At 69.3% G+C, this 15,166-nt stretch carries 15 protein-coding genes; 13 read left to right on the top strand and 2 right to left on the bottom strand.

Features of this window, described 5'->3' with window-relative positions; all coding sequences use genetic code 11:
* The first annotated feature begins 11 nt into the window (after positions 1 to 11).
* From ACIGFK_RS14785 to ACIGFK_RS14725, 13 genes are all read left to right on the top strand, one after another.
* The gene (locus ACIGFK_RS14785; protein WP_400051992.1) at positions 12 to 668 is read left to right on the top strand and encodes an HAD family hydrolase; all 657 of its coding nucleotides are present in this window, start codon (positions 12 to 14) and stop codon (positions 666 to 668) included.
* A complete protein-coding gene (locus ACIGFK_RS14780; protein ID WP_400051990.1) occupies positions 665 to 2,518 on the top strand; it encodes a hypothetical protein in 1,854 nt (617 codons plus the stop codon). The genes ACIGFK_RS14785 and ACIGFK_RS14780 overlap by 4 nt, the downstream gene beginning before the upstream one ends.
* Complete coding sequence (locus ACIGFK_RS14775) at positions 2,515 to 3,471, top strand: thymidylate synthase (protein ID WP_400051988.1); 957 nt, start codon at positions 2,515 to 2,517, stop codon at positions 3,469 to 3,471. The genes ACIGFK_RS14780 and ACIGFK_RS14775 overlap by 4 nt, the downstream gene beginning before the upstream one ends.
* Positions 3,471 to 5,198 (top strand): carbamoyltransferase, encoded by a 1,728-nt coding sequence (locus ACIGFK_RS14770; protein WP_400051986.1) that lies wholly within the window; start codon positions 3,471 to 3,473, stop codon positions 5,196 to 5,198. The genes ACIGFK_RS14775 and ACIGFK_RS14770 overlap by 1 nt, the downstream gene beginning before the upstream one ends.
* Positions 5,183 to 6,247 (top strand): hypothetical protein, encoded by a 1,065-nt coding sequence (locus ACIGFK_RS14765; RefSeq protein ID WP_400051984.1) that lies wholly within the window; start codon positions 5,183 to 5,185, stop codon positions 6,245 to 6,247. The genes ACIGFK_RS14770 and ACIGFK_RS14765 overlap by 16 nt, the downstream gene beginning before the upstream one ends.
* A 96-nt stretch (positions 6,248 to 6,343) precedes the next feature.
* A complete protein-coding gene (locus ACIGFK_RS14760; protein WP_400051982.1) occupies positions 6,344 to 6,856 on the top strand; it encodes a topology modulation protein in 513 nt (170 codons plus the stop codon).
* A 31-nt stretch (positions 6,857 to 6,887) separates the two neighbouring features.
* Positions 6,888 to 7,733, top strand: a complete 846-nt coding sequence (locus tag ACIGFK_RS14755) for a class I SAM-dependent methyltransferase (protein ID WP_400051980.1) — start codon at positions 6,888 to 6,890, stop codon at positions 7,731 to 7,733.
* Complete coding sequence (locus tag ACIGFK_RS14750) at positions 7,730 to 8,488, top strand: phosphotransferase (protein ID WP_400051979.1); 759 nt, start codon at positions 7,730 to 7,732, stop codon at positions 8,486 to 8,488. Before ACIGFK_RS14755 ends, ACIGFK_RS14750 begins: the two co-directional genes overlap by 4 nt.
* Positions 8,485 to 9,141 carry a histidine phosphatase family protein gene (locus ACIGFK_RS14745; protein ID WP_400051977.1) on the top strand — a complete coding sequence of 219 codons (657 nt, stop codon included), beginning with the start codon at positions 8,485 to 8,487 and terminating at the stop codon, positions 9,139 to 9,141. The genes ACIGFK_RS14750 and ACIGFK_RS14745 overlap by 4 nt, the downstream gene beginning before the upstream one ends.
* Positions 9,138 to 9,974, top strand: coding sequence for a phosphotransferase (locus ACIGFK_RS14740; protein ID WP_400051976.1), 837 nt, complete (start codon positions 9,138 to 9,140; stop codon positions 9,972 to 9,974). Before ACIGFK_RS14745 ends, ACIGFK_RS14740 begins: the two co-directional genes overlap by 4 nt.
* Before the next feature lie 31 nt (positions 9,975 to 10,005).
* Entirely contained in the window at positions 10,006 to 11,007 is a 1,002-nt protein-coding gene (locus ACIGFK_RS14735; protein ID WP_400051974.1) for an NAD-dependent epimerase/dehydratase family protein, read from the top strand.
* A gap of 23 nt (positions 11,008 to 11,030) precedes the next feature.
* Positions 11,031 to 12,152 (top strand): adenosylhomocysteinase, encoded by a 1,122-nt coding sequence (locus ACIGFK_RS14730; RefSeq protein ID WP_400051972.1) that lies wholly within the window; start codon positions 11,031 to 11,033, stop codon positions 12,150 to 12,152.
* 4 nt (positions 12,153 to 12,156) lie between these two features.
* On the top strand, positions 12,157 to 12,945 hold the full coding sequence (locus tag ACIGFK_RS14725; RefSeq protein WP_400051970.1) for a 3-deoxy-manno-octulosonate cytidylyltransferase: 789 nt from the start codon (positions 12,157 to 12,159) through the stop codon (positions 12,943 to 12,945).
* Positions 12,946 to 13,023: 78 nt separating this feature from the next.
* Here the strand turns inward: ACIGFK_RS14725 and ACIGFK_RS14720 are convergent, their stop codons facing one another.
* Together ACIGFK_RS14720 and ACIGFK_RS14715 are read right to left on the bottom strand one after the other, a co-directional pair.
* Positions 13,024 to 13,485, bottom strand: coding sequence for an acyl-CoA thioesterase (locus tag ACIGFK_RS14720; RefSeq protein WP_400052097.1), 462 nt, complete (start codon positions 13,483 to 13,485; stop codon positions 13,024 to 13,026).
* A gap of 192 nt (positions 13,486 to 13,677) precedes the next feature.
* Entirely contained in the window at positions 13,678 to 15,024 is a 1,347-nt protein-coding gene (locus tag ACIGFK_RS14715; protein ID WP_400051969.1) for a helix-turn-helix transcriptional regulator, read from the bottom strand.
* Between the last annotated feature and the right edge of the window lie 142 nt (positions 15,025 to 15,166).

The raw sequence follows: 15,166 nt of genomic DNA, 5'->3' as shown, positions 1-15,166 counted from the left end.
GGAGATCACTCATGCCTTCTCGGCTCACGCCCCTGCGCGTGCTCCTGCTCGATCTGGACGGCGTGCTCGTCGACACCCGCCCCGTCATGGAGAACGCCTGGCAGCAGGTCCAGAAGGGCCACGGCCTCAACGTGCCCTTCGAGATGTACGAGCGTCACCTGGGTCGGCCCTTCGCCGACATCATGGACCAGCTCGGGCTCGCAGACGCCGAGGCGATTCACCAGACGTACTCCCAGGCGTCGACAGCCGCGTCCCATCTCGCCCGACAGTTCGACGGCGTCGCGGAAGTCCTGCACGCCTTCGCCTCTGCCGAGTGGCGGCTGGGGATCGTCACCTCGAAGCCTTTGAACCGCGCTGCCCCGCTCCTGGCCCAGCTCGGCGTTCCGTTCGCCACGGTGCGCACTCCGAACGGGGTCGGCCGGGGCAAACCCGCGCCGGACCCGATCCTGCTCGCCCTCATCGACCTCGGCGCCGACCCGGCCGATGCGCTGTACATCGGCGACATGGCGGTCGACCAGGAGGCCGCGCGCCGCGCGGGCGTCCCGTACGTACACGCGGCCTGGGGCTACGGCGCCCCGGGCCGCCCGGCCCCCGTCGTCGCCGAATCCCCGAAGGACCTGCTGCGTCTCATGGACGCCGGGCCGCTCCTCGAAGGGAGCACGGTATGACACCGCCGAAGCGCACGACCCTCGGCATCGCCCGGGCAGAGTCAGCTGGCAAGCCCCTGTGGGCACTGGTCGGCGAGGGCGCTCTCGCGACCATGAAGTCCGACCGGATCACCACGTCCGAGCTGGAGGCCTTGCCCGTCGAACCGGCATCAGCCGGAGCGCGGGTGGACCAGGTGATGGAGTCCCTCGAAGCGTACGGCGCTGATTTGACCAGGACGCCAGGTGGCGCGGGGTGGTCGTACGTCCAGCACGTGCCAACGCGGCGCCTGGTCACGCAGGTCGTCCGCAAGCTGGCTGCGCTCAGCGCCTGGGAGCCGTTCGTGAAGGCCCCCGGTCCGCTGAGGTCCGCGCCGCACGAAGGACTCGTCGGGCTGCGGTCGAGCAGCTCCCGCGAGTACCGCGCGTACACCGTCACCTGGTCGGGCATCGCCTACCTGCTCGGAGCCGCGGCCCCCCGCAACCCCCGCCGTTCCCCTCAGTTACGTAACCTCCCTCCCCGCCCAGTAGCCGTAGCGGCACCGAGCCCGGCCCCCTCGGAGCTGCCGCGGAGCGAGGTGGTGGCATTGTCGTGGTCTTCCCGTCACGCCGACACTCTCCTGCCGGTGCTGGGGGAACTGGCCCGAGAGGGGTCCCCGAGCCTCGTGGTGGACCTGGCGACCGACCCGGCGGAGAAGTGCCCGGCTTCGGGAGTCGCGGGGGTGAACCTGTGCTCGCCCCCGGCCGGTCTCTTCGACCTCTCCGGCGCTGTGGCCGGTCTGCGAGCGCGGGACGACGGGCGCATCGTCCGGGTCGACGAGCACGAGGTGCAGCTGGCCCGTCTGGTCCGTCTCGTGTCCGTACTACTGGAGACGAGCGGCGGGTGCACCCAGCCCTCGTGGCGCTCCGTGATCCAGGCGGAGACTTGGCTGGACGGCGTTCTCGCCGCAACCCGGCCGCACACCGTCCTCGTCAGCAACGACACCAGCCCACTTGGTGCGTTGGCTGTCCATGCGGCAGAGCGCCATGGCGCGAACACCGTGCATATCCAGCACGGGGCCTGGACGGCCGAGTCGGTCGCATGGCCCGCGCTGCACAGCCGGGACATCGTCGTCATGGGTGAACGGGATCTCCCTCTCGCCAGGGCGTGGGCCCGCCACCCTGATGCCGAAGTCCATGCCCTGGGCCAGCCCCGCTTCGACGCGCTCGCCGAGCTCGACATCCAGGCCCAGCGGCGCTATCTGGAGACACTCCTGGCACCCACCCTTGGCCCAGGACCTAGCCGTATCGCCGTGTGGGCCTGCCAGCCCTTCGGACCTGACCGGCTCAAAGCGCAGGCGGATCTCCTCCTGGACGGCCTGTGGAAGGCCGGCGACAGCTGGGGCCTCGTCATCGCGCCGCACCCTGCGCAGAGCCTGGACGTCTTCGCCCCTCTACTCGAACGGGATGGCCGGCCGCTCGTCGCCGTCGCCGATCCCCGGGTCGGAGCTCGCGGCTGCCTCGCCGGTGCCGATGCCCTGGCGAGCGCCTATTCGACGTGTGGCATCGAAGCCGCCCTGGTGGGGGTTCCGGTGCTCGAAATCGGGTCGCCTGGCGAGCGCACGCTCGGACTCTCCGAGCACGGCCTCGCACGGCGGTGCAGCACCTCCGATGACGTCACCAAAGCCCTCACCGCCTTGCGCGGAAGGCGCCCGCCTGAAGACCCGGCCGCGACGGACACGGTGTGCCGGTGGCGCGGCGACAGCGCCACCCAGGTCGCGCGCCTCATCACCCGCCGCAACGACGGCCGTTCCACGCACTCCCACCACGCCCATCACGATGCCCGCGGCACCGAGTCCGAACTGCCGCAAGGCGAAGGAGCAACCGCCCGATGACACACCTGACCGCCGACAGCGTCGCCGAACTCTTCGTCGGCGCTGTCGCCCTGGCCAAGAGCGGCGAGAGGGTCAGCCCGCGCGGCATGGCGACCCGTGAGGTCCTCGACGTCCATATGCGACTGACCCAGCCGCGGGCCCGCCTACTGTCCGCGCCGCCGGTGCGCGTCATCAACCCCGCGTTCGCCGTGGCGGAGACGGTGTGGCACCTCTCCGGCTCGGACGCCCCGTGGATCTTCGACTACAACGCGCGTCTGCGGCAGTACGCCGACGACGGTGTCCTGCGGGGTGCGTACGGACCGCGGATGCGGAACTGGTCGGGCAGCGTGGATCAGCTGAGCCGCGTCGTCGAGATCCTGAAGGAGGACCCCGACTCCCGCCGGGCGCTGATCCAGCTCTACGACCCGGCCCAGGACGCCGCCGGGCACAAGGACGTGCCCTGCACGCTGGGCTTTCGCTTCTACCTGCGTGCCGGCCGCCTGCACATGTCGACCACGATGCGTGGTCAGGACGTGTGGATCGGCATGCCGTACGACCTGTTCTTCTACACCGTGCTGCACGAGCTGGTCGCGGGCTGGCTCGACGCTGAGCTGGGCGAGTTCCACCACCACGTGGGATCGCTGCACATCTACGACGACCACCTGGACCAAGCCGAGCAGCTGAGCTCGGTCACCGCGAGCTCGATCATGCCGGACCTCACCACCCCATGGCGGGGCTTCGACGGCCTCCTCGACCAGGTCGTGGCGCGGGACGTGACCGGCCACCCGGGCTGGGACACGATGGCAGCCACACTCCACAGCTACCGCCTGTGGAAGGACGGCTCCCGTGACCAGGCGTGGCGGGTCGCCGACAAGACCGACGGCCCGCTGGGCGAGGCGCTGACCGCCTGGTACGGCGAGCTGAACCACCGTGCCCACACCTCCACCACGCTCGAGTCGGCGGGGACGCGGTGATGGCGGCCACGAACCGGGCGCCCTCGGTCATCCTCGGCCTGTGCTCCTTCACGCACGACTCCTCCACCGCCCTACTCGTGGACGGGGAGCTGATCGGCTTCGTCGAGGAGGAGCGGCTCTCTCAGCAGAAGCACACCAAGGACTATCCCCACCACGCTGTCGATTGGCTGCTGGGAGAGGCCGGGCTCACCGCCGCGGACATCGACGCGGTGGCCTACAACTTCCAGCCCGCCCACTACCTCGCCGAGTCGTCGGCGGCCCTTCGCCTGGCGTTGTCTCCGGCGACGCGCGACCGGGCGCTGCCGAGGGCTCGCGGCTTCGCCAAGGTGGCACTGCGAACCCAACTGCGCACGCGCGCGCTCGGCCGGCGGTTCCCCTCCGCCCGCGTCCTCCCTGTCCTGCACCACCGGGCCCACCAGCTTGCGGCGTTCGCCGCTTCCGGGTGGAACGAGTCGGCCGTGCTCGTCGTCGACAGCCTTGGCGAGCGGCAGACCACGACAATCGCCCGCGGGCACGACGCGCTCCGCCCCTCCGTCCGCACCCTGCAGGCGATCAACGACCCCGCCTCGCTGGGTTACGTGTACGGCGCGGTCACGGAGCACCTCGGATGGCGTCGCGGTGATGAGGAGGGCACAGTGATGGCACTCGCCGCCCTCGGCGACCCGGAGCGGTTCCGGCACCTGTTCGCCCGGGCTGTGTGCACCACGCCGACGGGGTTCGTGGTGGACCCCGGATACTTCCCGCCACGCGTACTGACCTCGGGCTACCCGCGGACCTCCCGGCGTTTCATCACCGAGACGTGCCCCGAGCGTCACCCGAGCGAGCCGCTTCAAAACGTCCACCGGGATCTGGCCGCAGCCCTCCAGGAGCGCACCGAGCAGGTAATGGTGCACCTGGCCCGCCGGGCGGGAATGATCAGCGGATCGCGCCGTCTGTGTGTCGGCGGTGGAGTCGCCACGAACTGCGTGGGCATCGGCCGGATCATCGAGGAGGGCATCTTCGACGAGGTGTTCGTCCCGCCCGCCCCGGGCGACGCCGGCACCGCGATCGGAGCCGCCATCGCCGTGCACACCGGCAGCCGCAGCCGGCGGCCCGTGTCCGGCGTCGCCCGGGCCTGCTACCTCGGACCGTCGTTCCAGAACCAGGCCCTCGACCTCACGCCGTGGCCCGATCTCCAGCAGAAGACGCTGGGCGTCGAGACTGCAGAGTTCCTCGCCGACCAGCTCGCCCACGGAATGATCGTCGGCCTCTTCCAGGGCCAGGTCGAGGCGGGCCCCCGCGCCCTGGGGAACCGTTCGATCCTCGCCTCCCCCCTGGAGCCCGGGGTCGTCGAGCGGTTGAACGCCACCGTGAAGTTCCGGGAGCCGTTCCGCCCCTTCGCCCCCATGGTCCTGGCCGAACGTGCCGGGGAGTTCTTCACCCTCGGTCAGGAAGCCCCGTACATGTCGATGGCGTCCGGCGTGACCGACAAGGCGCGCGAACGCGTGCCGGCCATCGTGCACGCCAACGGAACATCCCGGCTCCAGACCGTCGCCCGGTCGCAGAACGCGTTCATGCACGACGTGCTGAGCGCCTTCGCCCTCCGCACCGGGGTACCCGTGCTGATCAACACCTCGCTCAACGTCAAGGGCAAGCCGATCTGCGGGACACCGGAGATGGCGCTGGACTGCCTGGTCAACTCCGGGCTGGATGCCCTGCTGCTGGAAGGCCGGTGGATCACCAAGTGAAGATCGGCTACAGCTTCTGGGGTTTCCTCGGTAACGGGATCACCGACACTCCGGACGGGGGACGCATCCACCGCCGCCCACTGATCGACGCTCTCCTCGACCGCGGCCACGAGATCGTCTTCCTGCAGGCCAACCGGGACCTGATCGAGGCCGGCGATGACCTGGGGAACGCCTACACATTCCACGGCGGCAGCCCGGACATCGATGTCCTGTTCCTGGAGTGGCGCTGGGCGATCAACGGGCGCAACACCACCCCGTGCGGCACTGAGGGGCACACCTGCGACCTGCACCGCCAGGCCGAACTGGTCAACCGGTACACCGTGCGCAAGAAGACGCCGACCGTGCTCTGGGACAAGGACCGCCAGCTCCCGCTGGACAGCGTCTTGCGGAGCGCCCGTCAGACCAGCGTGTGCGAGGCCGCTCTCGAACCGACACCGGGCGCCCACCGCCTGCTCTTCCCGGTCGACGACCAGCTCCTCGCCTCGGCGGATCCGGTCGCCCTCGCCCAGAAACCCCGGGACCTCGTCCTCGGGTACGTCGGCAACCAGTACGACCGCGACGAGCACTTCGACCGCTTCTTCGCGCCGGCCGCCGCCCGGTTCGAGCACCTGGTCGGGGGCAAGTGGACCAAGAACAGCCGCTGGCCCCACGTCCGATTCCTCGGCAGGCTCCCGTTCGAGGCGGTCCCCGCCGTGTACGGCAGGTCCCTGGCGACGGTGCTCATGCTGCCGGAGCGGTACGCCGCCGTCGGGCAGATGACGCAGCGGATCTTCGAGGCCGTGCTGGCCGGCTGCCTCCCGCTCGCCCCTGCCGACATCCTTCACGCCGACCGCTTCGTGCCCGAGGAGCTGATCGTCAGCTCCGGTAGCGAGGTGATCGAGCGGCTGAACCACTTCCAGCGAATCGCCGGCACCCAGCAGCACGCGGACCTGGTCGCGGCTTGCCTGGACCGCCTGAACCTGTTCCGCCTGAGTCGGCAGGCCGACGTGCTGGAAGCCGTCCTGGCCACGACCGCCGGCCCCGTCTCGGTGCAACGGGGAGCGGCATGACGCAGCTGACCCCCCAGGCCATGGCGTCTGGAATCGCCGAACCAGTTCGAACGTCGGGTGCGACCGAGCACCCGCGCACCTCTACGCTGGAGCACCATGAAGAAGGTCGCCATCGTCGGCTGCGGGGGCAGCGGCAAGTCGTACCTGGCACGCGAGCTCGCCAGGATTCTCGACGCCCCGGTCACCCACCTGGACGCCGCGTACTACGACGACGAGTGGAACGAGCTGCCCTCGGAGAAGTTCACCGCCCTGCAGCGGGAGCTCGTCTCGCAGCCGAGGTGGGTGATCGACGGGAACTACAACTCGACGCTGCAGATCCGGCTCGAAGCCTGCGACACGGTGGTCCTGATGGACGTCTCGACCATGGCCGCGCTGTACGGGATCCTCTCCCGGCAGATCCGGCACGGGGCCGGGCACAAGGGCAACGGCGTCCACAACCGCATCCACTGGGGTGTGATCAAGTACGTGGCGACGTACCGCCGCAAGATGCGCCCGCGCGTGATGGCCAAGATCGAGGAGTTCGCCTCGGGCCGGGCCGACGTGGTGCTGCTGTCCAACCGGCGGCGGACGCACCGCTGGCTGCGGAAGGTCGCCGCCGAGCACCGCTGAGCACTCCGCGCCCCCGAGTGGAGGGCGCGGCATGAGCGGCACCAACCCCTTCCTGGACCCCGGGCGGCAGACGGAGTTGTACGGGCACGCCTCTCGACTGGCCGGCCGGTCCAATGCCCTGATGCGGGCGAAGACCTCCGGGGGGCCCGTACCGGACACGATCGTCGGGTTGGTGCGCAACCACCACGAGCGACCGGACGGTCTGGGCCTGGTACTGGACCTGGGCTGCGGTCGCGGCACGAGCAGCCTGGCCTTCGCACAGGAACTCGAGCCCCGGCGCGTCGTCGGCCTCGATGCCGCGCCGGCCCTGATCGAGCACGCCCGCCAGCGCGCCCAGCGGCTACCCGGCCTCCCGGTGAGCTTTATGCAGGGGGACTTCCACCGTCTCCCCGTGCCGGCCGGGTCGTGCGACATCGTCGTCGCCGCGTTCTGCCTGTACCACTCACCGCGCCCGCAGGCGGTAGTCGCGGAGATCGACCGGGCGCTCGCTCCCGGCGGTCTGGCCGTGCTCGTCACGAAGGGGCTCGACAGCTACCGAGAGATGGACCAGCTGGTCGCTGCCGTCGGCCTCGACCGGCGAGCCGAGCAGCACGAAAGCCTGTACATCTCGGTGCACAGCGGCAACCTCGCCGACGTAGCCGCTGTGTCGCTCGATGTGCTCGTCGTGGAGCACGAAGAACACAGCTTCACCTTCGACGGCCATGACCACCTGGCCGAGTACCTGGCCACCAACCCGAAGTACAACCTGGCCCCCGGCCTGTACGGCAATGCGGGCGCCCTCGCGGCGACCCTGCACGAGGTTCTGCCGGACCGGCCTCTCACCACCAAGTCTCTCGTGACCTTCGTCGTGGCCCGGGCGCGGGGAGGACAGCAGTGAGGATCCGCCATTTCACCAAGCACTACGAGACGCCTGGCGCGGTAGCCTCCGCAGCCCGCCACCACGCTTGGCTCTCCGAGCACGTACGGCCGTTGCGCCTGCCGGCTTTGTCGGTGGTCGGGCCGACCAGCCTGACGTACGAGCGGATCGACGGGCGCCCGGCCCGGCCCGAGGACCTGCCGTCCCTCGCCGCGCTGCTCGGCGACGCCCATGGAGCCGCCTGGACCAGCGACCTCCGACCGGCCGCGCTGAACACCCCACACCGATTCCGCGACGGCACCGCATTCGACGACTACATCGGTCCCCGCCAGACCGCCCTGCGGAAAAGACTCGAGCAGGGCCACCTGCCGGACCAGACCGCCGTCCAGGCGATGCTCGGGCTGCTGGAGAAGACTGCCGAGGGGCCAACTGCCTTCTACAAAGACAGCAATCCCCGGAACTTCATCGTCACCGAGGCCGGCGACATCTACACCGTCGACACCGACGACCTCACGCTCGCCCCGATGGGTTACGACCTGGCGAAGCTGATCGTGACGCTGAGCCTGACGTACGGGCCCCTCCCGGCCCCAGCCATCGACGCCGCCCTGCTCACCTACAACGAGGCCGCCGAACGCCACGCCACCCGGCTCGGCACCACGGACCGCGAACGACTGGACGACCTCCTCGCCCTGCACTCCGTACTGACCGCTCCTTACATCGGGCGCAACGGCTACCGCTACGCCTGGCCCCGACTCTTCCTCCGAGGTTCCGCATGATCACCACCGAACTCGTCTTCATCCGCCACGGCGAGGCCCAGTGCAACCTCGACGGCCTGGTGGGAGGCCCGCGCACCTGCACCGGGCTGACCAACCGCGGATACGTGCAGGTCGAGCGAGTCGCGCTCCGCCTTGCCGCCGAGCACCGCGACAAGCCGTTCGACGCGATTTGCGCCGGCCCTCGCATTCGCCTGCGCCAGACGGGGGAGATCATCAGCCAGGCCCTTCGCATCCCCGTGTCCGCCGACGATCGTCTCGACGGCCCGGCCCACGGGGCCGCTGACGGCATGCCCTGGACAGAGGTGAAGGACGCTGCCGACGGTGGGCCGCATGCCCACCCGGACAGGCCCTGGGCTGCTGGATCCGACACGTGGAACGGCTACCTGGAGCGGGCCAGCCGCTTCCTGCAGGAATTCATCGACCAGCACGAGGGCGAGCGCGTCCTGTTTGCCGCGCACGGCGAGACAGTGATCGTCGCGCACACCCTGCTCCTGGGAATCCCTCTCGGTTCCCCAGCCGGATTCACGGTCTCCCACGGGTCCATCACCCGCTGGCAGCACCACCTCAACCGGCTCGGACAGAGGCGGTGGATGCTCGACCGCCACAACGACACCGAGCACCTCGCCGCCTTAGCGCGGGAGGCGGCCGCGTGATCACACAGTTCGACGACCCGCGCCTGAACCTGGCCCGGGGCGCGCTCGGGGCGGTCCGGATCGTGCACGAGCCGGCGCTCCCGCACCGCGTCCTGCATCTGGTCGACGCCGACGGCAACGAGTTCTTCGCCAAGCAGCACAGCGAACGCGACCGGTACGTCCGGGAGCTGCACGCCTATCTCACCTGGGGATCCCAGCTGACCGGCCACGTGCCCCACGTGGTGGGCCGCCAGGACAGAACGTGCACCCTGCTCCTCACCGCTGTCCCCGGCGTACGGGCGGATACCGTCGCACCAGGATCGCCTGATGAGGAGCGTGCCCACTACGAGGCCGGGCGGGTGCTGGGCAAGCTGCACCACGCCACTTCTGTACCGCGCTCGGGTGCTGTCGGCACGGACCTTGCCCAGCGGCTGGGTGACTGGACCGCTCGCGCGGACCGGGCAGGCCTCATCTCCACGCTCGAACGCGAGCGACTGAGCCACAACGCGGATGTCCTGGCGAACACGCTCATGGACAGCGCGGTGTGCCACCTCGACTATCAGCCGCGGAACTGGCTCCTCGGCGACGCCTTCGGACTGTGCGACTTCGAGCACATGCGCCGCGACGCCCGCATCCGCGACTTCGCCCGGCTCGAGTTCCGCCGCTGGCAGGCGGCACCCCACCTGCGGACGGCGTTCTTCACCGGATACGGAAAGCCGCTGAACGAGACCGAACAGCGGCTACTCGAGTCCTTCGGAGCGATCGAGGCCGTCACCTCCCTCGTCCGCGGACATGAGCAGAACGACCTCTCCCTCAGCACCCACGGCCGGACGGTTCTGGCCCGTCTCACCTAAGCCACCCCGTCCCTGGATTCCTGGAGAACCCGTGTCACAGCACCTGTCCCACCCGACCGCCGCTGTCCCCCGTCGGGCTGTGGTGACCGGCGCCGCCGGCTTCATCGGCTCCCACCTCGCGCACGCCCTCGTCCAGGCCGGCGCCGTCGTCATCGGCGTCGATCGGCGCGACCCGGCCACCGACCGCACGGCCGCAGCCAACCTCTCCGTCCTGCGGGAGCTTCCGGGGTACATGCACGTCACCGCCGACCTCCTCAGTTGCGCGATCGATCCGCTTCTCGTCGACGCGAACGCGGTATTCCACCTGGCGGGGATCCCCGGGGTGCGCCCCTCATGGGGACCGAGGTTCGGCGAGTACGTCGCCTCCAACGTCCTCGCGACCCACCGCGTCATGGACGCCGTCACCCGAATGGGCGTTCCCCGGCTGGTGGCGGCCTCCTCCTCCAGTGTCTACGGCTCCACCGACGGCGGTGCGAGCGTGGAGACCGACCGGCCTCAGCCGACATCCCCGTACGCGGTAACGAAGCTCGCCGAGGAGCAGCTCTGCCTCGCGCACTCCGCCCAGGCTCACTGCCCCACCAGCGTCGTCGCCCTGCGGTACTTCACCGTGTACGGCCCCCGGCAGCGCCCCGACATGTTCACGCACCGCGCTCTCACGGCCGCCCTGACCGGCCAACCGCTGCGCTTGTACGGGGACGGTCACCAGCGGCGGGACTTCACGTACATCGACGACGCGGTGGCCGCCACCATCGCCGCGGGCACCCTCCCGACGGCCAGTGGAGTGATCAACGTGGGAGGCGGTTCGAGCGCCTCCCTGCTCGACGTGATCAACATCGCGAACAGCCTTGCCGGGCGCGAGGTCCAAGTTCACCAGGAGAACCCGCGCAGCGGCGACGTCCTCACCACCCGCGCCAACCCCGGCCGCGCCCATGAGGTCCTGGGCTGGCAGCCCCAGGTCGACATTCACAACGGCATGCGGGCCCACATGCAGGCCCTGGCCGCCGAGTCCGCCGCATACGGCCGCGCAGCATGACGGCAGGACCAGGAGGCATTGCAGTGGAGAGCCCTGAGAGAGCGCGCCTTGACGCCTTCTTCCGGCAGGTCACGACACGCTTCCCCGTCGGCGAGAACATCACCACGCTGGTCATTACGCACTTGCTCTCCGAGCGGCCGGCGTTCCTCCGCGCGATGGCGGCGATGTCCACGGTCGGCGCTGTCCTGCCCAAGCCAAGGTCCATCGACCAGCCGACGCTGAAGGACGTCCGATGTGTCTTCACGGTCCATGCCCTGACCCGAGAGCTGTTCACCGACGCAACGAGGGCGTTGGAGTACCTGGAGGACACCGCCGGCGGCAGGAACGTAGTCCTGGTGGACATCGGGGGCTACTTCGCACCATGCCTTGACACCCTGGTGGAGAAGTTCTCCGGCCGCATCCTCGGTGTCGTCGAGGACACAGAGAACGGACACCAGAGGTACGCCGCACTCGACCACCTGCCCTGCCCCGTCGTCTCGGTCGCCCGCTCCCCGCTCAAGGACTGCGAGGACCACCTCGTGGGCCGATCCATCGTCTTCTCGACCGATGCCCTGGTACGCGCCCGCGGCGACGTCCTGACCAGCCGGAACGCCTGTGTGATCGGGTTCGGTAAGGTCGGCCGGGCCATCGCTCAGACGCTACGTGCGCAGGACGCCCGCGTCACCGTGTATGACACCGATCCGGTCAGGAGAGTGCAGGCGCATTCCCAGGGCTTCCGCACGAGCACGTCGACGGCCGCGGCACTCCAGGACGCGGAACTCGTCCTCTGTGCCACCGGCAATCTAGCCCTCCGTCAAGGCGACTTCGCCGCGCTGCGCAACGGGGCGTACCTCGCTTCGGTGACGTCCTCGGAGGACGAACTCGAACTCGCCAGCCTCCATGGGCTCTATCAGCGCACCCCGGTCGGCGAGCACCTGACGCGGTACGAAATCACGGGCCAGTACTTCTACGTCCTGGCCGACGGCGGAGCCGTCAACTTCGTGCACGGTGCGGCAGTCGGCACCTACATCCACCTCGTTCAGGCCGAGATTCTCGCCGCCACCGCGGCGCTCAGCCACGGCCGCTTCCCCACCGGCATACACGAGATGCCGATGCCCGACCGCCAGGCCATCGCCAGGGTCTGGTTCAACCACTTCGACAGGTGACCACGTGCCTCCGTCCTCCAGCACACCCGCGCCGACACCGCGCACCGCACCCCGCCGCCACGTTGCCATCATCCCGTGCCGCTGGGGATCCACCCGGTTCCCGGGAAAGCCCCTGGCGCAACTCGGGAACAAGCCGCTGCTGTGGCACGTCCACCAGCGCTGCGTAGAGGCGAGACGCCTTCACAGCGCGGTGGTCGCAACCGATGACAAGCGCATCGAGGAGGTGTGCCACGAACTGGGGATCGACTGCGTGCGCACTGCGAACCACCTCACTGGTACCGACCGCGTCGCGGAGTGCGCGGAACGCCTGCCCGCCGACGCCTACATCAACGTCCAGGGCGACGAGCCGTTCGTCTCCCCCACAGCAATCGACGCTGTCTCCGAGGCCCTCACACACCTGCCGCCTGGGACGCTCGCAGTGAACGCGTACACGGAGCTGGACGACGCCTGCGCGGTACTGAACCACAATGTCGTCAAGGTCGCCGTAGGCGCCGAGGGCAACGCGCTCATGTTCTCCCGCCAACCGATCCCTTACCCGCGCGGTGACCGTCCGAGGTACCTGCGGCAGCTCGGGCTCTACGGCTTCACAAGAACGGCCCTCAGTTTGTTCCAGCAGCTCCCCCAGGGCCCGTTGGAGCGAGCCGAAAGCGTGGAGATGCTGCGCCTCGTCGAACACGGCCACGGCGTACGGATGGTCGCTGTAGCGGACGATGGTCTCGCGGTCGACACTCCGGAGGACCTCTCCATGGCACATGCGCTGCTTCGTAGCAGGACGCAGGGGCGGCCCCAGTAGCGTTGGGTTGGGTTGGGTTGGGTTCTGGTTCCCGCCCGCTGACGCCAAGAAGATCAATTCACGGTCTGGGCGTTCCGGTCAGTTGTCGCCGGCCTGGGTCGTGTCGGCGTAGCTGTTGAACACGTCGAGCTCGTTCTGCTCGAAGCGGCGGATGCCGCCCCGGATGGAGTCGTAGCCGGCCACGACGGAGGTCGCGGTGGCGTATACGTGCTTGTCGTCCTTGACCTCGAAGTGGAAGGTGAGGGAGACGCGCCGGACATCGGTCACCCAGGCTTCGATCCGGACCGGGGTCTCCCAGGTGTCCAGCGGGTGCTGGTATCGGATGGTCTGCTCGCGCAGGAGGAAGTTGCGGGAGAGGCGCTCGGCAGGATCCTGGGGGACCAGCATGCTGAACATCCTCATTCGGGTCTCTTCCAAGAGGACGCCGTAGCGGGAGCTGTTGAGATGTCCGTTTGCGTCGAGGTCCGACCAGCGAACGGGGCAGTCGTAGATGTGTCGAGACACAGCGGCTCCTGAGGGTTGTGGGATCTGCCGCACCATCGAGGCACCGGCCGATCCGAGGAGGGGCTGGCGCACCCTCCGTGCCGAAGGCCCACGGGCTGCGGGGATCGGCCGTCCGGACGTTTCCGCTGCGTCCGGACGACCACGCCCCGCCCTCCCAGCGCCCAGACGGAGGCAGCACCAGTCGTGACAGTAAGTGACTTGCTTTGGTCAACGAGCTAGCCACACCAGCTAGTGCGGCAGCTCCTCGCCCGCTTGGAGGTCGTTGAAGATCTCGCGAAGGAGGGTGGCCCGGAGGTCCGCCTGGGGCAGCTGCTCACTTAGTCGGCTGAACGCCGCCTGGACGGAGTTCGGCAGCGAGGCACGCAGGAGCAGCTTCAGCTCCGCTCGGGCCTGGGGGTCGACGATCGGCTGGTGGATGCGGTCGATGACTGCTCCGGCCCCCAGCTGCGTGATGCCCCACTCTCCAGGTGCTTCCCGGATGGCCCACACCACGAAGTGGTTCTCGGGCGACAGGGTGAGCTGGCACTCCGGACCGGCCAGCGCACTGAGTGCGGGGAGCGGGACGCCGTCGGGGCCGGCGAGCGCTGCGGCTTCGTTGGCGCTGTCGACGACCAGGCGGGCGGTGAGCGCGCGGGCGGCACGGCGGCGGGCGGCATCGGCTTCGGCCTGGGCCGATGGCTGTGGAGCGGGCGTGCTGAGCTCAGCATGGGCCCAGGCGTTGCGCTTGCCTCCCAGGGCGTCGGTCTTGTCGTCCGAGGACTCGGTCTCGACCCAGGTGATCACTACGAATCGGCAGTGGGGCATCGACGCCGGGTACAGGACGTGGGAGACGACTTCGACGGTCTCCCAGCCCAGGGCGGGGATGATCATCCGGAAAACGTGGCCGTCCCGGTCGGCTTCCAGATCGGCCTCGGTGCGCCAGATCCGCTCGACGTCCGGGTTCTGGCGAACCTCGGCGATTAGGTCGACGAGCTCGGTGTTGTCCTTGTGGGTGGCCTGGGCGAACTTCAGCAGGCGGACGTAGGCCGCAGCGTGCATGTCCCAGTCGTGGTACTGGGTGCGCGCCTCGGGGTTCGTCAGGGCCCAGCGCATGAGGTTGGCACGCGGCTCCATGACCCAGGGCCACCACTCGGCCATCGCCGCGTTGTACGCGAGGATGTTCCAGTTGCGGTCGGTGAGGTATGTGGGCGAGGGCATCTGCCTGTCGATCAGGAGGCGAAGCGCCCGGCGCAGCTCCGGACTGGCATCGATCTGAGGGTCACCGTCGAGCGTGGTGCCGATGTTGTACAGCAGCAGGGCGTGGCGCTCGCTCTTGTCGAGCCCGAGCAGGTCCGCGAGTGCTTCGCACTGAGGCTTGGTGAATCGGGGCGGGACGGCCCCCTTCTCCACGTTGCGGTAGGTCCGGACCCCCATGCCGAGGGCCTTGGCCACCGGGGCCTGGGTGATCCCCGCCGCCTGGCGCCATCTCTTCAGCCAGCCGCCGAACCCCATGAACTGACCGGCGATTTCTCCGCCGTGTGCGCCCTTGTTCTCGGCGTGGTCAGCACCGAAGGGGACTATCCCCTGAGCAACCATGAGGCTCTTCCTTTGTCTCCGCAGTCTCCAGGGCGGCATCCGGTCGAGGGCATGAAAAAAGAGGGGCAGCACGAATGCAGGCCCCCCGGCCGGATGTCTCCCACAAAGACGATACGACGACGTTGAACGCTTTCCACAATTT

The organism is Streptomyces sp. NPDC085524 (genome assembly GCF_044541755.1).
In the GTDB taxonomy this organism is placed as follows: Bacteria; Actinomycetota; Actinomycetes; order Streptomycetales; family Streptomycetaceae; genus Streptomyces.
This window is presented reverse-complemented; position numbering and strand designations above follow the sequence as displayed.